General features: G+C 69.7%; 19 protein-coding genes. 14 read left to right on the top strand and 5 right to left on the bottom strand.

Annotated elements, in window-relative coordinates; all coding sequences use genetic code 11:
- Nucleotides 1-779: SGNH/GDSL hydrolase family protein (locus DW299_RS11885; protein ID WP_136036711.1), on the top strand; the 779-nt coding region annotated here is incomplete at its 5' end.
- Nucleotides 780-794: 15 nt separating this feature from the next.
- Here the strand turns inward: DW299_RS11885 and DW299_RS11890 are convergent.
- Nucleotides 795-2,105 carry a UDP-glucose dehydrogenase family protein gene (locus DW299_RS11890; RefSeq protein ID WP_136035045.1) on the bottom strand — a complete coding sequence of 437 codons (1,311 nt, stop codon included), beginning with the start codon at nucleotides 2,103-2,105 and terminating at the stop codon, nucleotides 795-797.
- Between the two features lie 362 nt (nucleotides 2,106-2,467).
- On the opposite strand from DW299_RS11890, the gene DW299_RS11895 reads away from it, so the two are divergent.
- From DW299_RS11895 to DW299_RS11915, 5 genes are all read left to right on the top strand, one after another.
- Nucleotides 2,468-4,744, top strand: a complete 2,277-nt coding sequence (locus tag DW299_RS11895; RefSeq protein ID WP_136036712.1) for a polyribonucleotide nucleotidyltransferase — start codon at nucleotides 2,468-2,470, stop codon at nucleotides 4,742-4,744.
- A gap of 216 nt (nucleotides 4,745-4,960) precedes the next feature.
- A complete protein-coding gene (locus DW299_RS11900) occupies nucleotides 4,961-5,989 on the top strand; it encodes an aldo/keto reductase (RefSeq protein ID WP_136035041.1) in 1,029 nt (342 codons plus the stop codon).
- 73 nt (nucleotides 5,990-6,062) lie between these two features.
- Nucleotides 6,063-6,665 (top strand): histidine phosphatase family protein, encoded by a 603-nt coding sequence (locus DW299_RS11905; RefSeq protein WP_136035039.1) that lies wholly within the window; start codon nucleotides 6,063-6,065, stop codon nucleotides 6,663-6,665.
- 56 nt (nucleotides 6,666-6,721) lie between these two features.
- Nucleotides 6,722-7,462, top strand: coding sequence for a 4-hydroxy-tetrahydrodipicolinate reductase (gene dapB / locus DW299_RS11910; RefSeq protein ID WP_136036713.1), 741 nt, complete (start codon nucleotides 6,722-6,724; stop codon nucleotides 7,460-7,462).
- Nucleotides 7,462-7,896 carry a hypothetical protein gene (locus DW299_RS11915; protein ID WP_136035035.1) on the top strand — a complete coding sequence of 145 codons (435 nt, stop codon included), beginning with the start codon at nucleotides 7,462-7,464 and terminating at the stop codon, nucleotides 7,894-7,896. Before dapB ends, DW299_RS11915 begins: the two co-directional genes overlap by 1 nt.
- Nucleotides 7,897-7,927: 31 nt before the next feature.
- Here DW299_RS11915 and DW299_RS11920 read toward each other — a convergent pair whose 3' ends face one another.
- From DW299_RS11920 to DW299_RS11930, 3 genes are all read right to left on the bottom strand, one after another.
- Nucleotides 7,928-8,353, bottom strand: coding sequence for an OsmC family peroxiredoxin (locus DW299_RS11920; RefSeq protein WP_136035033.1), 426 nt, complete (start codon nucleotides 8,351-8,353; stop codon nucleotides 7,928-7,930).
- An 84-nt stretch (nucleotides 8,354-8,437) separates the two neighbouring features.
- The gene (locus DW299_RS11925; protein ID WP_136036714.1) at nucleotides 8,438-8,965 is read right to left on the bottom strand and encodes a DUF4395 domain-containing protein; all 528 of its coding nucleotides are present in this window, start codon (nucleotides 8,963-8,965) and stop codon (nucleotides 8,438-8,440) included.
- A 17-nt stretch (nucleotides 8,966-8,982) separates the two neighbouring features.
- Nucleotides 8,983-9,393 carry a thioredoxin family protein gene (locus tag DW299_RS11930; RefSeq protein WP_136036715.1) on the bottom strand — a complete coding sequence of 137 codons (411 nt, stop codon included), beginning with the start codon at nucleotides 9,391-9,393 and terminating at the stop codon, nucleotides 8,983-8,985.
- A 115-nt stretch (nucleotides 9,394-9,508) separates the two neighbouring features.
- On the opposite strand from DW299_RS11930, the gene DW299_RS11935 reads away from it, so the two are divergent.
- Genes DW299_RS11935 through DW299_RS11945 form a run of 3 tightly spaced genes read left to right on the top strand, consistent with a single transcriptional unit; the run spans nucleotide 9,509 to nucleotide 11,552 of the window.
- Nucleotides 9,509-10,318 (top strand): thymidylate synthase, encoded by an 810-nt coding sequence (locus DW299_RS11935; RefSeq protein WP_136036716.1) that lies wholly within the window; start codon nucleotides 9,509-9,511, stop codon nucleotides 10,316-10,318.
- Nucleotides 10,315-10,791 carry a dihydrofolate reductase gene (locus tag DW299_RS11940; protein ID WP_136036717.1) on the top strand — a complete coding sequence of 159 codons (477 nt, stop codon included), beginning with the start codon at nucleotides 10,315-10,317 and terminating at the stop codon, nucleotides 10,789-10,791. Before DW299_RS11935 ends, DW299_RS11940 begins: the two co-directional genes overlap by 4 nt.
- Nucleotides 10,791-11,552 (top strand): SDR family NAD(P)-dependent oxidoreductase, encoded by a 762-nt coding sequence (locus DW299_RS11945; RefSeq protein ID WP_136036718.1) that lies wholly within the window; start codon nucleotides 10,791-10,793, stop codon nucleotides 11,550-11,552. The genes DW299_RS11940 and DW299_RS11945 overlap by 1 nt, the downstream gene beginning before the upstream one ends.
- A gap of 5 nt (nucleotides 11,553-11,557) precedes the next feature.
- Here DW299_RS11945 and DW299_RS11950 read toward each other — a convergent pair whose 3' ends face one another.
- On the bottom strand, nucleotides 11,558-12,097 hold the full coding sequence (locus tag DW299_RS11950; protein ID WP_136036719.1) for an NUDIX domain-containing protein: 540 nt from the start codon (nucleotides 12,095-12,097) through the stop codon (nucleotides 11,558-11,560).
- A gap of 59 nt (nucleotides 12,098-12,156) precedes the next feature.
- Here DW299_RS11950 and dapA point away from each other — a divergent pair, with 59 nt between their 5' ends.
- From dapA to DW299_RS11975, 5 genes are all read left to right on the top strand, one after another.
- Nucleotides 12,157-13,134, top strand: a complete 978-nt coding sequence (gene dapA / locus DW299_RS11955) for a 4-hydroxy-tetrahydrodipicolinate synthase (RefSeq protein ID WP_136035020.1) — start codon at nucleotides 12,157-12,159, stop codon at nucleotides 13,132-13,134.
- A gap of 53 nt (nucleotides 13,135-13,187) precedes the next feature.
- Complete coding sequence (locus DW299_RS11960) at nucleotides 13,188-14,864, top strand: ribonuclease J (RefSeq protein ID WP_136036720.1); 1,677 nt, start codon at nucleotides 13,188-13,190, stop codon at nucleotides 14,862-14,864.
- A 67-nt stretch (nucleotides 14,865-14,931) separates the two neighbouring features.
- Nucleotides 14,932-17,640 (top strand): DNA translocase FtsK, encoded by a 2,709-nt coding sequence (locus DW299_RS11965; RefSeq protein ID WP_136036721.1) that lies wholly within the window; start codon nucleotides 14,932-14,934, stop codon nucleotides 17,638-17,640.
- Nucleotides 17,640-18,215, top strand: a complete 576-nt coding sequence (gene pgsA, locus DW299_RS11970; RefSeq protein ID WP_136036722.1) for a CDP-diacylglycerol--glycerol-3-phosphate 3-phosphatidyltransferase — start codon at nucleotides 17,640-17,642, stop codon at nucleotides 18,213-18,215. Before DW299_RS11965 ends, pgsA begins: the two co-directional genes overlap by 1 nt.
- Nucleotides 18,212-18,721, top strand: coding sequence for a CinA family protein (locus tag DW299_RS11975; RefSeq protein WP_136036723.1), 510 nt, complete (start codon nucleotides 18,212-18,214; stop codon nucleotides 18,719-18,721). Before pgsA ends, DW299_RS11975 begins: the two co-directional genes overlap by 4 nt.
- Nucleotides 18,722-18,806 lie beyond the last annotated feature (85 nt).

Genomic DNA, 18,806 nt, shown 5'->3' on the forward strand with positions numbered 1-18,806 from the left:
GCCCGGCGCGCTGGCGCAGATACGTCGCGCTGGGCGACTCGCTGACGGAGGGCCTGTGCGACCCGGGCGCGGATGGGGCGCTGCGGGGCTGGGCCGACCGACTGGCGCTGCTGCTCGCGGCGCGGGGCGGGTTGCACTACGCCAACCTCGCCATCCGGTCGAAGCGCGTGCAGGACGTCTGTGGGGAGCAGCTCGAGCGCGCGCTGGAGCTCCGACCCGACCTGGTCTCGATCCTCGTGGGCGCGAACGACCTCGTGAAGTACCGTGCCCCCGTGCCGACGCTCGCGGCACAGGTCGAGGGCGCGATCGTGCGACTGCGCGCCGGCGGCGCCGAGGTCGTGCTGGTGACGCCCTTCCTTCCCGGACGACGCGCGGCAGCCCTGTACGCGCGACGCTTCGCAGCTTTCGCGACCGCGCTCGCCGGGGTGGCCGCGCGGACCGGCGCCATCCTGATCGACACCGACCTGCATCCCGCGCTCGCGGAGCGACCGCACTGGGGGGAGGATCTCGTGCACCTCAGCAGTCGCGGGCACCGGTTCCTCGCCTATCGCGTCGGCGAGGTGCTCGGGGTGCCCCACGCCGAGGCCCTCGGCGCGCTCGACGCCGTGCTGCACGAGCACGAGTCGATCGGAGCCGGTGCGTGGTGGCGGCGGTACGCGCTGCCGTGGGTGTGGCGTCGCCTGCACGGGAGGGCCGCGGGTGACGGCCGCCGCGCCAAGCACGACGACTACGTCTACCTCGGTCGCTCGTCCGTCGAGCGCGGCGCACCGGTGGGCTGAGCGCGGGGGTGGCGCTCAGCGACGACCCATGCCGCGGTACGTCCAACCGGCCGCACGCCACGCCGCGGCGTCGAGGCAGTTGCGGCCGTCGACCACGACTCGTCCGCGCACGAGCGACCCCGCATGCGCGGGGGAGAGCGCCCGCCGGTACTCGTCCCACTCCGTCACGACCACCACGGCGTCGGCTCCGCGGAGGGCCTCGTCCCGGTCGCTCGTGTATCCCAGCTGCGGGTGCAGGGCCCTGGCGTTGTCGATCGCCGCGGGGTCGGTGACCACGACGTCGGCGCCGAGGCCGCGCAGGCGCACGGCGACATCGAGCGCAGGGGAGTCGCGCACGTCGTCGCTGAAGGGTTTGAACGCGGCACCGAGCACCGCGATCCGGCGGCCGAACACCCGTCCGGCGAGGGCGTCGACCACGAGCTGCACCGCGCGGTCTCTGCGGCGGAGGTTGATCGCGTCCACCTCGTGCAGGAAGCCCACGGCCTCGCGCCGACCGAGCTCCTCCGCGCGCGCCGCGAACGCCCGGATGTCCTTGGGCAGGCAGCCGCCGCCGAATCCGATGCCGGAGCCGAGGTAGCGTGGCCCGATGCGCGTGTCGTGGCCGAGCGCCTCCGCGAGCAGGGCGATGTCGGCGTCCGCGGCCTCGGCGATCTCGGCCATGGCATTGATGAACGAGATCTTGGTGGCGAGGAAGGCGTTGGCCGCTCCCTTCACCAGCTCGGCGGTGGCGAGGTCGGTCGCGAGGAAGGGGGTTCCCGCCTCGATCGCGGCACGGTACACGTCGCGCAGGACCGCGACGGCGCGCTCGCCCGCTGCCCCGCTGTCCGCCCCCACCACGATCCGATCGGGGGTCAGGGTGTCGTGCACGGCCCAGCCCTCCCGGAGGAACTCGGGGTTCCACGCCAGCGTCGCTCCGCGGTCGTGCACGAGTCCGGCGAGACGCGCGGCGGTGCCGACGGGAACCGTGGACTTGCCCGCCACCACGTCGCCGGGGCGCAGGTGAGGGAGCAGCGCGTCGACGGCGGCGTCCACGAAGCGCAGGTCAGCGGCCGGGCCGTGCGGCTGCTGCGGCGTGCCGACGGCGAGGAAGTGCACGGTCGCGCCTGCCGCGTCCTCGATGCGGGTGCCGAAGCGGAGGCGCCCTGCCGCCCGACCCGACGCGAGGAGGTCGTCCAACTGCGGCTCGAAGAACGGGGCCTGCCCGCGGGAGAGCGCAGCCACGCGGCCCTCGTCGACGTCGACGCCGATCACCTCGTGTCCGAGCGATGCCATGGCCGCGGCGTGCACGGCCCCGAGGTACCCGCATCCGATCACTGACATGCGCATGACCCCAGCAGAGCCGACGCCCTGGACGCACGGTCGACGGGAGGGTGAACACACCATGACCGGCGGGTGTCGACACTTTCGACGGCGAGAGCACGCGGGATCCGAGGACGTCGCTGGTAGGGTGGATCCGGTTGACTGCGGTCGACTGTACAACTTCACATCGACTCATGGAGCGATCGGCGGAGAAGCTGGTCCCCTGTGGTGGGTTCCTCGGCGCGGTCGTCGGGTGGCTTTCTACTGGTGGCCAGCGCAGGCGAGACTCGGGGAATCCCCGCGCGCCCGAACCCCACCGCATCCGCTCCTTCATGAACACCTCGCGCGTCACACGGGCCCGCGAGGCTAAACAAAGAAGGAGAGACCTCTTGGAAGGTCCTGAAATCACCGCCACCGAGGCCGTTCTCGACAACGGCCGCTTCGGCACCCGCACCATCCGCTTCGAGACCGGCCGCCTCGCGCAGCAGGCTCAGGGCGCTGTCGCCGCCTACCTCGACGGCGAGACCATGCTCCTCTCGGCCACCAGCGCGGGCAAGCACCCGCGCGAGGGCTTCGACTTCTTCCCGCTGACGGTCGACGTCGAGGAGCGGTCCTACGCCGCCGGCAAGATCCCCGGCTCGTTCTTCCGTCGTGAGGGTCGTCCCTCCACGGAGGCGATCCTGGTCTGCCGTCTGATCGACCGTCCGCTGCGTCCGTCGTTCGTCGACGGCCTGCGCAACGAGGTCCAGATCGTCATCACGGTCCTCTCGATCGCGCCGGGCGAGTTCTACGACGCGCTGGCGATCAACGCCGCGTCCGCGTCGACCCAGATCTCGGGCCTGCCGTTCTCCGGCCCCGTCGCCGGTGTGCGCCTCGCGTTCATCCCCGGCCACGGCGAGCACGCCGACCAGTGGGTCGCGTTCCCGACGGCCGAGCAGGTGTCGGAGGCCGTGTTTGACCTGATCGTTGCCGGTCGCGTTGTCACCAAGGCCGACGGCTCCGAAGACGTCGCGATCATGATGGTCGAGGCCGAGGCGACCGAGGGCAGCTGGAACCTGATCAAGGCGGGCGCCACCAAGCCCGACGAGAGCGTCGTGGCCCAGGGCCTCGAGGCCTCGAAGCCGTTCATCGCCCAGCTCGTGAAGGCACAGGCCGAGCTCGCCGCCACGGCGTCGAAGGAGCCGGGCGTCTACCCGGTCTTCCCGGCCTACAGCGATGAGGTCTACGACTTCGTGTCCGAGCGCGCGTTCGCCGAGCTGAGCGACGTCTACCAGATCGCCGACAAGACCGAGCGCCAGAACGCCGACGACGCCATCAAGGAGCGCGTCAAGGCCGAGCTCATCGAGGCCACCGAGGCGGGCTCGCTCCCGGCCGCGGCCCCGCTGGAGTTCTCCGCCGCGTACAAGTCGGTCACGAAGAAGATCGTCCGCGGGCGCATCCTCACCGAGGGCACCCGCATCGACGGCCGCGGGCTGGCGGACATCCGCCCGCTCGACGCCGAGGTGCAGGTCATCCCGCGCGTGCACGGCTCTGCGATCTTCCAGCGCGGCGAGACCCAGATCATGGGTGTCACCACGCTGAACATGCTCAAGATGGAGCAGCAGATCGACTCGCTGTCGCCCACGACCAGCAAGCGCTACATGCACCACTACAACTTCCCGCCCTACTCGACCGGTGAGACCGGCCGCGTGGGTTCGCCGAAGCGTCGCGAGATCGGGCACGGCTTCCTCGCCGAGCGCGCCCTCGTGCCGGTGCTGCCGAGCCGCGAGGAGTTCCCGTACGCGATCCGTCAGGTGTCCGAGGCGCTGAGCTCCAACGGCTCGACCTCGATGGGCTCCGTGTGCGCCTCGACCCTCTCGCTGCTGAACGCGGGTGTGCCGCTGCGCGCTCCCGTCGCCGGCATCGCGATGGGCCTGGTCTCCGACGAGGTGAACGGGGAGACCCGTTACGCCGCGCTGACCGACATCCTGGGTGCGGAGGACGCGCTCGGCGACATGGACTTCAAGGTCGCCGGTACGAGCGAGTTCGTCACCGCCATCCAGCTCGACACGAAGCTCGACGGCATCCCGTCGTCGGTGCTCGCCGGCGCGCTGACCCAGGCCAAGGACGCCCGTCTGACGATCCTCAACGTCCTGAACGCCGCGATCGACGCTCCCGACGAGATGGCGCCCACCGCGCCGCGCGTCATCAGCGTGCAGATCCCGGTCGACAAGATCGGTGAGCTGATCGGCCCGAAGGGCAAGACGATCAACGCGATCCAGGACGAGACCGGTGCGCAGATCTCCATCGAGGAGGACGGCACCGTCTACATCGGCGCGACCGACGGCCCCTCGGCCGAGGCCGCCCGTGCCCAGGTGAACGCGATCGCCAACCCCACCAACCCGGAGGTCGGCGAGCAGTTCCTCGGCACCGTCGTGAAGATCGCCACGTTCGGCGCCTTCATCTCGTTGCTGCCCGGCAAGGACGGCCTGCTGCACGTCACCGAGGTGCGCAAGCTCGCCGGTGGCAAGCGCGTGGAGAACGTCGAAGACGTCCTCTCGGTCGGTCAGAAGATCCTCGTCAAGATCACGAAGATCGACGACCGCGGCAAGCTCTCGCTGGAGCCCGTGCTCGACGACGCCCCGGCCGCTGAGCAGGCGCCGTCGGACGAGGCCGCGGCGGAGTAACTCCGTCCGTTCGTCTGGAGCCCGGCTCTCTCCGCGAGGAGGGGGCCGGGCTTCGTCGTCGGCGATGTGATCAAAACGTTATCGGAAGTTTCCGCGCCGTTCCCCGGATTGGTCGGGACGTCGGCTGCGGTCGCATACCCTCGAAGTACGCACCGGGGGGTGCTAGTCAGGCAGCGAGGCAGGTCGGCACGCACCGATCGATGCGGGGGTGAGAGTATGCGGTTGTTCAGCGTAGGCGCAGGAACAGCGGCTGATCGCGCCGCGCAGGAACACGAGGACCACCCGTCCGCCCCCATCCCCATCGTCGGCCCCGGCGTCGGCGAGGCCATCCGGCTCCCGCTCGGGGAGACCGGCTTCGAGACCTTCCCGCTCATGCTCGGCGCCGCCGAGTTCGGGTGGAACGTCGACCTGGAGACCAGCCACGGCATCCTGGACCGCTACGCCGAGATCGGCGGGAACGCCATCCACACGGCCGACGGCTTCTCCGGTGGTCGCAGCGAGCACATCCTCGGACAGTGGCTGCGGTCGCGAGACCAGCGGGACCGGGTCGTGTTGAGCGTCCGCATCGGCGCTCACGCGGACAACCCCGGACTCGGCTCGGTCAACCTCGTCCGCGCCGTCGAGGGATCGCTGACGCGGCTGGGCGTGGAGCGCATCGATGTGCTGTACCTCGACGCGACGCTCGATGCGACGACCAACCTGGAAGACACGCTCGCGACGGTCGAGTGGCTGATGGAGGCCGGCAAGATCGGCGCCGTCGGTGCCTACGGACTGAGCCCGGAGCGACTCGTGGAAGCGCGCATCCTGGCCTCGGCCGGATACCCCCGCATCACGGTCATCGACGCGCCGTACAACCTCGTGCGGCGTCAGCCGTTCGAGGGCGACCTGCGGCTGGTGGCCGGAGCGCAGAACCTCGCGGTCACACCCTCGCACGCTCTCGAGCACGGCTTCTTGTCGGGGCGTCACCGCAACAAGGCGCTCACCTCGCGCGGCGTGCGCGGGGAACAGCTGCGCGGCCACCTCAACCGGCGCGGCATCAAGATCCTCCGTGCACTCGACCAGGTGGCCGAGGAGCTCGGGGTGCCCGTGGCCGCGGTCTCGATCGCCTGGCTCCTGGCGCAGCGCACGGTGACCGCGCCGATCGTGAACACGTTCGCGGCCGAGCAGGTGGACGAGCTCATGCAGGGTGCGGGTGTGGCACTGTCACGGAGTCAGGTGGCCGAGCTCTCCCGCGCGGGCAACTGAACGTCGACCCACCCGTGACATAGGGTGGAGGAGAGGTCCGGCGGGAGCTGGCGATGAAGCGAGCGAGCGAGTTGTGACGCACTACATATATCTGGTCAGACACGGTGAACATCAGGATGCCGAGCACGGCCTCGCCGACGGACCCCTGTCGCCGCGCGGCCAGCGGCAGGCGGAGCTGATCGCCGACCGCCTGTCCGGGCTCCCGCTCGATGCGGTCTGGCACTCGCCGCTCCTGCGGGCGAACGAGACGGCGAGGGCGATCGCCGGACGTCTTCCGTCGGTCGATCCCGAGCCGACGGCGCTCCTGTTCGACTGCGTGCCCACGGGCATGACGGAGGAGACGCCCTCGGTGTTCGAGCCGTTCTTCGGCTCCGTCACGGAGGCGGAGATCGAAGCCGGCCGCGCGCAGATGTCCGATGCGGTCAACGAGTTCCTGGTCCGCAAGACCGGCGAGGTGCACGAGGTGCTCATCACGCACAACTTCGTGATCTCGTGGTTCGTGCGCGAGGTGCTGGCGGCGCCGGAGTGGCGCTGGATGACGTTGAACCAGTCGCACTGCGGTCTCACCGTGATCGCGCAGAAGCAGGGGCGTCCGTGGACGCTGCTCACTCACAACGACACCGGACACCTGCCCGTGGAGCTGCGCACCGGGATCCCCGACGCGCTCCTCGTGTGACGCCGCGCCTCAGCGCGCCGCGGCTGCGGTCGCTCGCCCGGCCATAGGCTGGACGCATGACCACGAAGGTAGCCCTCGTCGGCGGAACCGGAAAGCTCGGGACGATCATCGGCTCGGCGATCGCGGAGCTCGACGGCTTCGCGGTGACCCGGGTCCTCGGTTCATCGAGCGATCTGTCGGAGTTGCAGGGGGCCGACCTCGTGGTGGATGCCTCCACGCCGCAGATCAGCGTCGACGTGGTGCGCACCGCGGTGGAGCAGGGCAGCAACGTGCTGGTGGCGACGTCGGGCTGGTCGGCCGAGCGCATCGCTCTGGTGCGTCCGCTGGTCGACGCGGCGGGGACGGGTGCGGTCTTCATCCCGAACTTCTCGCTGGGATCCGTGCTCGGCTCGGCGCTGGCCGCCGCTGCGGCACCGTTCTTCGGATCGGCGGAGATCATCGAGGCGCACCGCGAGACGAAGATCGATTCGCCCAGCGGCACGGCGGTCCGCACGGCCGAGCTGATCGCCGCGGCGCGGGCAGAGCAGGGTCCGGTCAGTGCGCCGCACGCGGATCAGCGGGCCCGCGGCCAGCAGGTCGCGAGCGTCCCGATCCATTCCCTCCGCCGTCCCGGCGTGATCGCGAAGCAGGAGGTGATCCTGTCGGGCCCTGGCGAGTCGCTCACCTTGACGCACGACACCACCGACTCGGCCCTCGCGTACGCCCCGGGCATCCGGCTCGCCGTGCCGTATGCCGCGTCGGCGACCGGGGTGGTCGTCGGGCTGGAGAACATGATCGACCTCGGTCTGCGCTCGTGATGTCGCGGATCGGCGTCGGCCTGATGGCGGCGGCGCTCCTGGTCTACCTGGCGGTGGCGGTGTGGCTGGCGGTGATGTTCATCTCCGTCGGCACCCCGGTGTCGATCGGCATGGGCATCACGCTCCTCGTGCTCGCCCCGCTCGGAGCCTGGGCGCTGGTCAGGGAGATGCTGTTCGGGTTCGGGGCCGACCGGCTCGGTCGGATCCTCGATGCCGAGGGGGGCATGCCGCCCGTAGAGACCGAGCTCACGCCCAGCGGCCGCCTGGCCCGGGCGGACGCGGATCCTCTGATCGCCCGCTACACCGAGGCCGCGGCGGCCGCTCCGAGCGACTGGCGCGCCCGCTACCGTCTCGGCGTGGTGCAGGACGCCGCCGGACGACGCAAGGACGCGAGGGCGAGCATCCGCGAGGCGATCAGGCTCTTCCGCGCCTGAACCCGACGTCGGATGCCCGCCGCCTGGACGATCAGGCGAGAGTGGCCTCGAGGGTGATGTCGATCCCGGCCAGCGCCTGCGACACCGGGCAGCCGGTCTTGGCACCCTCGGCGATCTCCTGGAACGCGGCCGGGGTCAGGCCGGGCACCACGGCGTTCACGTTGAGGTGGCTGCCGGTGATGCCGACACCGGGCTTGAACGTGACGGAGGCACTGGTGTTGACGCGCTCCGGGGGCGTGCCGTTCTCGGCGAGTGCGTGCGACAGCGCCATGCTGAAGCACGAGGCGTGGGCTGCGGCGATCAGCTCCTCCGGAGTGGTGGTGGTGTCGCTGCCTTCGCTGCGGGCCTTCCAGTCGAGCGGGAAGGTGCCGAGGTGCGACGACGAGAACGCGACCGTCCCCGATCCCTCGGTGAGCGATCCGGTCCACGTGGCGGCGGCTTCACTGGTGACGGGCATGGGGGTCCTCCGGTTCTCGCGCTGCGGGGTGAGCAGCGGCGCTCGGGGCCAGCCTATCGAGCCGCCGGTCGCCGGGGAACCGGGTCAGGCGGGCCTCGTGTTCCGTCCGAGCAGGCCGGTGCGCTGGAGGACCAGGTAGAGCTGGCAGCCCAGGCAGAACGAGAACGCGGCGTTCAGGAACGCGGCGACGAAGGCCGCCGCGGTGGCGACCGGCAGCGCCCAGGGGACTCCCGTGAGGTGCAGGACGAGGCCGACACCGACCACGACCAGCCCGACCCCCTGCGCGAACCGTGGAGGTCGCGGGTCCTCCAGCTCGGAGGGTGGCGGGAGGCGCGGGCGGACGACGCTGCGGAACAGCGCACCCCATGGCGCGGTCCGCGGTGACACGACGCTCCAGAGGAAGAGCAGAGCGATCACGAGCGCGACCAGGAAGCCGGGGTCGGTCAGTCGCTCGAGGGGCGAGGCGGTGACGATCGCCCAGTCGCCCGCGGGCTCGGTCCGGTGGGTGGAGACGCCGGTCAGCGCCAGGAACGTGGCGATGAGCAGCAGGACGCTGGTGATCGTCGCGGCGAACCGTGGTCCTCGCGGGTCGATGCCGGCGGGAGCGGACATGAGACCTCCGGGTGTGGTCACGCCGCAGCGACGGCGTCAGTGAGGGCGTGCCGCTGCGGCACGCCGTGGAAACGGGCGACGACCTCGCCACTGCCGTCCACCACGAGGGTGGTCGGGGTCTGCAGCACGCGGTAGCGGCTGGCGAGGTCGGGACGCGTGGTGAGGTCGATCTCGACGTGGCGCAGTCCGTCCTGTTCCGCGGCGTAGCTGCCCAGGAGTCGACGGACCTGTGGGCACTTCGCGCACAGCTCGGTGCTGAACTGCACGAGTGTCGCGCGTTGCCCGAGTGGAGTCCCCGCGTCGGCAGGATCGAACCGGACGACTCCGGCGCGGCGCTGAGCGCCCTCGCGGTGGCGCAGCACGGCGCCCGCGACGACCGCGGCGCCGAGCAGCACCGCCACGACGGCGAGGGCGAGCACGGGCGACATGCGTCGAGACTAAGCGCGCGCGAGTCATGCGGGCCCGCATGTTTCCGCGGATGACGCCCCGGCGGCACAGCGCAGATCCGCCCTCGGGGCGAGCGGGCCGGGTATCCTGACTCCCATGAGCGCCCCCGTCCCGACCCCGTACGAAGACCTGCTCCGCGACGTCCTCGAGACGGGGACGCACAAGAGCGATCGCACCGGCACCGGGACCACCAGCGTCTTCGGCCGTCAGATCCGGTTCGACCTCTCCCAGGGCTTCCCGCTGATCACGACCAAGCGCGTGCACTTCAAGTCGATCGCCTACGAGTTGCTCTGGTTCCTCCGCGGCGACTCCAACGTCGGCTGGCTGCAGGAGAACGGCGTGACGATCTGGGACGAGTGGGCGGACGCGGAGGGTGACCTCGGACCCGTGTACGGCGTGCAATGGCGTTCGTGGCCCACCCCGGACGGGGGCAGCATCGACCAGCTGTCCGAGGTGATCGAGCAGATCCGTCGCACCCCGGACTCGCGACGCCTGATCGTGTCGGCGTGGAACCCCGCCGCCATCCCGGACATGGCTCTCGCGCCGTGTCACGCCCTGTTCCAGTTCTACGTGGCCGACGGCAAGCTCTCCTGCCAGCTGTACCAGCGCAGCGCCGACATGTTCCTCGGCGTGCCCTTCAACATCGCGTCCTATGCCCTGCTGACGATGATGATCGCGCAGCAGGTCGGGCTGGAACCGGGCGACTTCGTCTGGACGGGCGGCGACTGCCACGTGTACGACAACCACGTCGACCAGGTGCGCGAGCAGCTGACGAGGGAGCCCTTCCCGTATCCGACGCTGCGCTTCGCCCGCACCCCGGAATCGATCTTCGACTACCGCTACGAGGACTTCGTGGTGGAGGACTATCAGCACCACGCGCCGATCAGGGCGGCGGTGGCGGTATGACCTGGGTCGGGCTGATCTGGGCGCAGGCCCACGGCGGGGTGATCGGCGCCGAGGGCGGCATGCCGTGGCACGTTCCCGAAGATCTGGCGCACTTCAAGGAGATCACGCACGGAGCGCCCGTGATCATGGGGCGCAAGACCTGGGATTCGCTGCCCGAGCGGTTCCGGCCGCTCCCCGGGCGCGACAACCTCGTCGTCACGCGCCAGCAGGACTGGGCGGCGGACGGGGCCTCCCGTGCCGCGACCGTGGCCGAGGCCGTGCGCGGCCGCGACAGGGTGTGGATCATCGGAGGGGCGGAGATCTTCCGCCAGGTGATCGGCGACGCCGACAGGCTCGAGGTCACCGAGATCGACCTCGACGTCGACGGCGACGCGTTCGCGCCTCCGACGACGGGGTGGCGGCTCGTGGACGAGGGGGAGTGGCAGACCTCGCGCACGGGCGTGCGGTATCGCTTCCTGGGATACGAGCGCTGATGCCCACCGCACTCATCACGGGAGCCAGCGCCGGCCTCGGCGCGGAGTTCGCGCGTCAGCTCGCCCGACGTCGGGGAGACCTCATCCTGGTCGCCCGCTCGGCCGACGCGCTCGAGGCCCTCGCGGCGGAGCTGCGCAGCGAGTATGGCGTCGCGGTCGAGGTGCTCGTCGCCGACCTGTCGGAGGAGGAGGGCGTCTCGCGCGTCGCCGAGCGCCTGCGGGACACGTCCGATCCGGTCGATCTGCTCGTGAACAACGCCGGCTTCGGACTGCCGTTGCAGTTCGCGGACAACGACATCGACGACGAAGTGCGGCACCTGCGCGTCCACGTGGAGGCATCGATGCGCCTCATGCACGCCGCACTCCAGAGCATGCGCGGCCGCGGAGGACGCATCATCAACGTCGCGTCGGTCGCCGGGTTCATCTCCCGGTCGACATACTCGGCATGCAAGGCGTGGCTGATCGGCTTCAGCCGCTGGGCGAACGCGGAGTACGCGCGCGACGGCGTGACGGTCACGGCGCTCTGCCCCGGCTTCACGCACACGTCCTTCCACGAGCGCATGGGCCTCGCGGCGGGGCAGGAGGGGGTTCCGGGTCTCCTGTGGCTCGACGCCCCGTCGGTGGTGCGCACCGGTCTTCGCGATGCCGCCCGTGGGAAGCCCGTGTCGATCCCGTCCCTCCGCTACAAGGTCGTTGTCGCGGTCGCCCGCGTGCTCCCGCAGTCGCTGACCTCCGCCGTGGCGCGGCGCGGGCGCGTCTGACGGTCTCAGCCGAAGCGTCCGAGCCGGATGCCGGCCAGGGCGAGGGCGGCGATGGTCTCTCCATCGGTGATCCGTCCATCCGTGATCATCGCGAGGGCGTCGGCGAACGGCACCCACGAGACCGACTCGATGCCCTCCTCGGCCCGGGTGCCGGTCGCTTCGTCCACACGACGGATCGCGCGTGCCAGGAACACGTGCTCCGTCGCGACGGCGATCCCGTTGAGGGCGTTCATGGTGCCGAGCTCGGTCCAGTCGTCGGCCGTGTGACCGGTCTCCTCGAGGAACTCGCGGCGGGCGGCCACGAGCGGTTCTTCGCCGTCGGTGCCCCCCGCAGGGATCTCGAGCGACGGCCCCACGGTGTACCGGTCAAGAGTGACGAGGCAGACGCGGTCGTCGGCGTCGACCGCGACCACGAACACGGCGGGGTGCTGCATCTCGACGACGCCGTAGATCCCTCGGCCGCTCGGACCGGTGACCTGGTCCTCGCGTACGCGGATCCAGGGGTTCTCGTAGGCGAGGCGCGACGCGTGCGTGATCCATCCCATGGCGTGAGCCTAGGCGGCGCGGTCCGCGGCCGCGCCACGTGACCCGATACGCTGGTGTCATGACGCACTCGGGCAACCCTTTCGGACAGGTTCTCGTCGCGCTCGTCACTCCGATGACGGCCGACGGCGAAGTCGACTGGCCCGCCGTCGAGAAGCACATCGATGACGTGATCACCGCGGGAGCGGACGGCATCGTCGTGACGGGAACGACCGGCGAGACCTCGACCCTGACGGACCCCGAGAAGCTGAAGCTGGTCGAGGTCGGCAAGTCGGTCTCCGCCGGCCGCGCCAAGATCATCACCGGCGGTGGATCGAACGAGACCGCGCACGCGATCGAGCTCTACAAGGCCAGCGAGAAGGCCGGTGCCGACGGCATCATGATCGTCACGCCGTACTACAACAAGCCGACGCAGGCCGGTATCCTGACGCACTTCCGCCTCGTCGCGGACGCCACGGACCTTCCGGTCATCCTGTACGACATCCCCGGTCGTACGGGCGTTCCGATCAAGTACGAGACGATCCTCCGCCTCGCGAAGCACCCGAACATCCTCGCCGTGAAGGACGCCAAGGGAGACTTCTCCGAGGTGAGCCGCGTGCTCAACCAGACCGATCTGATGTACTTCTCGGGCGATGACGCGAACGTCCTGCCGCATCTCGCGATCGGTGCGACAGGGCTCATCGGGGTCACGGCCAACATCACGGCCACGCCCTACCGCACGATCGTGGATGCGGTGAACCGGGGCGACCTCGCCACCGCCACCGCCGAGCACAAGCGCCTCGAGCCTCTGGTGCGCGCCGTCATGACGCACGTCCCCGGCACGGTCGCGGCGAAGTACATCCTGCACGGGCTCGGTCGCATCTCGAGCCCGCGCGTCCGGCTGCCTCTGGTGGGCCCGGAGGAGTGGGAGGCCGCGCTGATCGAGGACGAGCTCGATCTGGTCGCCGGGGTTCCCGGTGCGGACTTCTCGAACTTCCGTCCCGACCGCAACGCGGCCGCGGGCGGCGCCCTGCCGAAGGTGCACGGCACGACGCGCTGAGTCGCGTCCCCATGAACGAACGGACGCGCGAAGTGTCCGACTGAGGAGACAGCATGTCCATTCCCCTGGCCGAACCGTACGCTCTCGACGAAGGAACGCTGCGGGTCATCCCGGTCGGCGGCCTCGGCGAGGTCGGCCGCAACATGACCGTGTTCGAGTACGACGGCAAGATCCTGATCGTCGATTGCGGCGTGCTGTTCCCCGAGGAGCACCAGCCCGGCGTCGACCTGATCCTGCCCGACTTCGAGCCCATCCGCGACCGTCTCGACGACATCGTCGGCGTGGTGCTCACGCACGGGCACGAGGACCACATCGGCGCCGTGCCGTACCTGCTGCGCCTGAAGAGCGACATCCCCCTGATCGGCTCCGGCCTGACGCTCGCGCTCGTCGAGGCGAAGCTCAAGGAGCACCGCATCAAGGCGTTCACCCTCACCGTCAAGGAGGGGCAGAAGGAGAGGGTCGGGCCGTTCGACCTCGAGTTCGTGGCCGTCAACCACTCCATCCCCGACGCACTCGCCGTCGCGATCCGCACGCCGGCGGGCATGGTGCTCGCGACGGGCGACTTCAAGATGGATCAGCTGCCGCTGGACGGCCGCATCACCGACCTGCGCGCGTTCTCGCGGCTGGGGGAGGAGGGCGTCGACCTCTTCCTCGTCGACTCCACGAACGCCGACGTCCCCGGGTTCACCCCGACCGAGCGCTCGATCGGGCCGGTCCTCGACCAGGTCATCGGCAAGGCCCCGCGCCGCGTCATCGTCGCCAGCTTTTCCAGCCACGTGCACCGCGTGCAGCAGGTGATCGACGCCGCGCACGCGCACGGACGGCGCGTCGCCTTCCTCGGTCGCAGCATGGTGCGCAACATGACCATCGCCGAGCAGCTCGGCTACCTCAAGGTGCCCGCGGGCGTGCTGATCGACTTCAAGAAGGCCCGCGACCTGCCCGACGAGCAGATCGTCTACATGTCGACGGGGTCGCAGGGCGAGCCGATGGCGGTGCTCAGCCGCATGGCGAACCTCGACCACGCGATCGAGGTGAGCGAGGGCGATACGGTCATCCTCGCCTCGAGCCTCATCCCTGGCAACGAGAACGCGGTCTACCGTGTGATCGACGGTCTCACGAAGCTCGGCGCGAACGTGGTCCACAAGGCGAACGCGCGGGTGCACGTGTCCGGCCACGCGGCGGCGGGCGAGCTGCTCTACTGCTACAACATCCTCAAGCCGAAGAACGTCCTCCCGGTGCACGGGGAGTACCGCCACCTGATCGCCAACGCCAAGCTCGCCCAGGACACGGGCATCCCGGAGGAGAACACGATCATCGCCTCCAACGGCACCGTGATCGACCTCAAGGACGGCGTGGCCCGCGTGAGCGGACAGCTCGATCTCGGGTTCGTGTATGTGGACGGCTCCACGGTGGGCGAGATCACCGACGCGGATCTGAAGGACCGGCGGATCCTGGGCGAGGAGGGGTTCATCTCGGTCATCGTCGTGGTGGACGCGGCGACCGGTCGCATCATCTCCGGCCCCGAGATCCACGCCCGCGGCGTGGCGGAGGACGACTCGGTCTTCGACGACGTCGCGCCGAAGATCGTCGCCGCGCTCAAGGAGGCTTCGGGCAACGGCGTGCGCGACACGCACGCCCTCTCCCAGGTCGTGCGCCGCACGATCGGCCGCTGGGTCAACCAGAAGCTCCGTCGCCGTCCGATGATCGTGCCCCTCGTCATCGAGGCCTGACCCCGGATAGCCGCGGAAAGCCGGGTCATTGCACGGAGATGTCGGCTGTTGGACGTAGCGTGGGAGCATGGCCAGGAGCACCACGAAGACCGAGCGCGCGTCGACGACCGCGTCGTCGCGCCCCAAGCGGCAGTCGGCTTCCAAGGCGGCGCCGGCACCCAAGAAGTACGTCGACGAAGCGGACAAGCCTCCGGTCGCCGTCCGCGCCTGGAACGGCCTGGCGCACGCGGTCGGCGGTCTCTTCCGTGCGTTCGGGCCGGAGACGCTCGAGAAGGACGACCGTCGCGACGGCTTCCCGTTCTTCCTGGTGATCCTGGCGGTGCTGGGCGCCGTCAACGAGTGGTTCTTCATCGGCAACGAGATCGCGGCGAACATCAGCGCCTATTCGGTCGGTCTGTTCGTCGGCCGGGTCGCGTTCATCATGCCGGTGCTGTTGCTCCTCCTGGCCGGCTGGCTCTTCCGGCACCCGTCCTCCGTGCACGACAACGGGCGCATCGGGATCGGCTTCGGCCTGTTCGTGCTGGCGCTGTCGGCGATCTTCCATGTGGCCGGACCGCGGCCCCATCCGAACCAGGGGATGCCGGCTCTGAGCGAATCGGGCGGTCTCCTCGGCTGGCTCCTCGGACAGCCGGTCTCCTACCTCACCGACATCCCCGCCTACGTGCTGCTGTCGCTGCTGGTCGTCCTCAGCATCCTGATCCTGACCAAGACTCCGCCGAACCGCATCGGTTCGCGTCTCGGCGACCTCTACGCGTGGATGTTCGACGCGGAGCGCCCGGAGAAGCCGACGAAGGACGCGGCGGCGATCGACGAGGCCGACAAGGTCGACGATCCCGACGTGCTGCCCTGGTGGCGCCGGAACAAGACGGGCCGCGAGGAGGATCCGGACGAGGGGACGCTCGGTTCCGACGACATCACGGCACTGCTCACCACGAACGAGCCGACGCCCGCGTACGACCAGGCGATCACGGTCGCCAATCCTTCGGAGGCAGCCACTGAGGTGCTCTCCGACGTCCGGTCCATCGCCGACTCCCTCGCTGAGCAGCAGACCACGGCCCTCCTCGACGACGAGTCCGACACGGGCGAGATGCCCGAGCTCCCTGGGCTCGACGGCTTCGGTACCGAAGGGCCGGGGGAGCGGGGGCCACAGGCTCCGGTCGCTCCGTACATCCTTCCGTCGCCCGGCGTGCTCTCCGAGGGGCCGCCCTCGGTCGCGCGTTCCGACGCGAACGACCGCATCGTCGAGCAGATCACCAGCGTCCTCGACCAGTTCAAGGTCGACGCGAAGGTCACCGGCTTCTCGCGCGGCCCGACGGTCACGCAGTACGAGGTCGAGGTCGGTCACGGCGTCAAGGTCGAGAAGATCCTGCAGCTCAGCAACAACTTCGCCTACGCCGTCGCCTCGAACGACGTCCGCATCCTCTCTCCGATCCCTGGCAAGAGCGCGATCGGCATCGAGATCCCGAACACCGACCGGGAGACGGTGGCCCTCGGCGACGTGCTACGTTCCGCCGCAGCGCAGAAGAGCACTCACCCGCTCACGATCGGCGTCGGCAAAGACGTCGGTGGCAACTTCGTCGTCGCGAACCTCGCCAAGATGCCGCACCTCCTCGTCGCCGGCTCCACCGGCTCGGGTAAATCGAGCTTCGTGAACTCGATGATCACGAGTCTGCTGATGCGCGCTCGCCCGGCGGATGTGCGCATGGTGCTGATCGACCCGAAGCGCGTGGAGCTCACGAGCTATGCCGGGGTGCCGCACCTGATCACGCCCATCATCACGAACCCGAAGAAGGCGGCCGAGGCGCTGCAGTGGGTCGTGAAGGAGATGGACATGCGGTACGACGACCTCGCGTCGTTCGGCTTCCGTCACATCGACGACTTCAACCGTGCCGTCCGCGCCGGTGAGGTCGAGGTGCCGGTCGGCAGCGAGCGGGTTCTCAAGCCGTACCCGTACCTGCTGGTCGTCGTTGACGAGCTCGCCGACCTCATGATGGTCGCCCCTCGTGACGTCGAGGACTCGATCGTGCGCATCACGCAGCTCGCTCGCGCGTCCGGCATCCACCTGGTGCTCGCCACGCAGCGTCCGAGCGTCGACGTCGTCACCGGTCTCATCAAGGCCAACGTGCCGTCCCGGCTCGCGTTCGCGGTCACGAGCGTCACCGACAGCCGCGTGATCCTCGACAGCCCCGGCGCCGACAAGCTGATCGGTCAGGGAGACGCGCTCTTCTCGCCGATGGGCTCGTCGAAGCCCTTCCGCCTGCAGGGTGCCTGGGTGGACGAGAAGGAGATCGACGCCGTCGTCAAGCACGTCACGCGTCAGGCTCGACCGGAGTACCGCGCCGATGTGCAGGAGGCGATGGAGCCGAGCAAGAAGAAAGAGGTCGACGAGGACATCGGCGACGACCTCGAGCTCCTCCTCGCCGCGGCCGAGCTCATCATCTCGTCGCAGTTCGGATCGACGTCGATGCTGCAGCGCAAGCTCCGCGTCGGGTTCGCGAAGGCCGGTCGGCTCATGGATTTGCTCGAGTCGCGTGAGGTCGTCGGCCCGTCGGAGGGGTCGAAGGCCCGCGACGTGCTGGCCACCCCGGAACAGCTGCCGCAGGTCATGGCCCGCCTTCGCGGTGAGGACGTGCCCGCGTCCGCTCCGAGCGCCGGCGCACCGGCCGCCGCACCTCCGTCGCCCGAGCGCGACCCGATCGCGGGGCAGTACGACGGGCTTCCGGTCGTGGAGGCGGAAGGCGATGAAGACGCCTGGGGCCTGACGGGACGCGACTGATGGCCATTTCCCGGCAGCTCCCCAACGCGATCACGGTGGCGCGGATCCCGCTCGCGGTGGTCTTCTTCGTTCTCCTGCTCCTCGGTGGCACCTATGGAATCCCGGATCCGGTGGTGCGTTGGATCGCCGGCATCCTCTTCATCGTGGCCATCTCGACCGACTGGGTCGACGGGTATCTCGCGCGTCGCTACGACATTGTGAGCGACTTCGGGAAGCTGTGGGATCCGATCGCCGACAAGCTCCTCACGGGGGCCGGCTTCATCGGGCTGGCCATTCTGGGCGAGGTCAACTGGTGGATCGTGATAGTGATCCTCGTCCGCGAGTGGGGTATCACGATTCATCGTCTGGTGGTCGCGAGCGAGCATGTCGTCGCTGCCGCCTGGATGGGCAAGATCAAGACCGCGTTCCAGGGCGTGGCCCTCGGCTGGGCGTTGTTGCCGCTTCACGTGTGGATCGGTCTCGGTCCGTGGACGACCATCACCTTCGTGCTCATGCTGATCGTGCTCGTCCTCACGGTGGTCAGCGGAATCGACTACATCGTGGCGCAGGTACGCGGTTCGCGACAGCGGTCATGACGTCGTTCACCCCTGAGATGGTCGTGGGCGCCCTGCGCGCGCGCGGCTGGACGCTCGGGGTCGCCGAGTCGCTGACCGGCGGCGCGGTCTGCGCGGCGCTGGTCGCCGTTCCCGGAGCCTCCGTCGTTCTCCTCGGCGGCGTGGTCGCGTATGCGACGCCGGTCAAGCATTCGCTGCTCGGGGTGGACGCCGAGCTGCTCGCGACACAGGGACCCGTCCATCCCGAGGTGGCGCGGCAGATGGCCGAGGGGGTTCGCCACGCCGTCGCCGTCGACGGACGGTCGGCGGACGTCGGTATCTCCACCACCGGGATCGCCGGGCCGCAGTCGCCGGACGGTCAGCCGGTCGGGACCGTCCATCTGGGCGTCGTCACTCCGGAGGGCACTCGCACGGAGGCGTTCGTCTTCGACGGCGACCGAGCGGCGGTACGCGCGCAGTCGGTGGCGATGCTGGTGCGAATGCTGGCTGAGGCGGTCGGGGAATACGAGCCGTCAGCCGAAGGTTGATACCGATGTGCTCACATTCAAACCACAGAGTGCAAGGGTAGATTCTGTGCAGGCCAGGAGGGCTAGACTGGCTGTCTCTTCGAGG

It is taken from the genome of Microbacterium sp. K35 (genome assembly GCF_004794375.1).
GTDB classification, from domain to species: Bacteria; Actinomycetota; Actinomycetes; order Actinomycetales; family Microbacteriaceae; genus Microbacterium; species Microbacterium sufflavum.

Excerpts from the sequence above, each read along its gene's own strand:
- DW299_RS11890 (WP_136035045.1), bottom strand. The coding sequence starts at position 2,105 with ATGCGCATGTCAGTGATCGGATGCGGGTACCTCGGGGCCGTGCACGCC.
- dapA (WP_136035020.1), top strand. The coding sequence starts at position 12,157 with ATGACGCACTCGGGCAACCCTTTCGGACAGGTTCTCGTCGCGCTCGTC.
- dapB (WP_136036713.1), top strand. The coding sequence starts at position 6,722 with ATGACCACGAAGGTAGCCCTCGTCGGCGGAACCGGAAAGCTCGGGACG.
- DW299_RS11930 (WP_136036715.1), bottom strand. The coding sequence starts at position 9,393 with ATGTCGCCCGTGCTCGCCCTCGCCGTCGTGGCGGTGCTGCTCGGCGCC.
- DW299_RS11965 (WP_136036721.1), top strand. The coding sequence starts at position 14,932 with ATGGCCAGGAGCACCACGAAGACCGAGCGCGCGTCGACGACCGCGTCG.
- DW299_RS11945 (WP_136036718.1), top strand. The coding sequence starts at position 10,791 with ATGCCCACCGCACTCATCACGGGAGCCAGCGCCGGCCTCGGCGCGGAG.
- pgsA (WP_136036722.1), top strand. The coding sequence starts at position 17,640 with ATGGCCATTTCCCGGCAGCTCCCCAACGCGATCACGGTGGCGCGGATC.
- DW299_RS11925 (WP_136036714.1), bottom strand. The coding sequence starts at position 8,965 with ATGTCCGCTCCCGCCGGCATCGACCCGCGAGGACCACGGTTCGCCGCG.
- DW299_RS11960 (WP_136036720.1), top strand. The coding sequence starts at position 13,188 with ATGTCCATTCCCCTGGCCGAACCGTACGCTCTCGACGAAGGAACGCTG.
- DW299_RS11940 (WP_136036717.1), top strand. The coding sequence starts at position 10,315 with ATGACCTGGGTCGGGCTGATCTGGGCGCAGGCCCACGGCGGGGTGATC.
- DW299_RS11935 (WP_136036716.1), top strand. The coding sequence starts at position 9,509 with ATGAGCGCCCCCGTCCCGACCCCGTACGAAGACCTGCTCCGCGACGTC.
- DW299_RS11900 (WP_136035041.1), top strand. The coding sequence starts at position 4,961 with ATGCGGTTGTTCAGCGTAGGCGCAGGAACAGCGGCTGATCGCGCCGCG.
- DW299_RS11915 (WP_136035035.1), top strand. The coding sequence starts at position 7,462 with ATGTCGCGGATCGGCGTCGGCCTGATGGCGGCGGCGCTCCTGGTCTAC.
- DW299_RS11920 (WP_136035033.1), bottom strand. The coding sequence starts at position 8,353 with ATGCCCGTCACCAGTGAAGCCGCCGCCACGTGGACCGGATCGCTCACC.
- DW299_RS11975 (WP_136036723.1), top strand. The coding sequence starts at position 18,212 with ATGACGTCGTTCACCCCTGAGATGGTCGTGGGCGCCCTGCGCGCGCGC.
- DW299_RS11950 (WP_136036719.1), bottom strand. The coding sequence starts at position 12,097 with ATGGGATGGATCACGCACGCGTCGCGCCTCGCCTACGAGAACCCCTGG.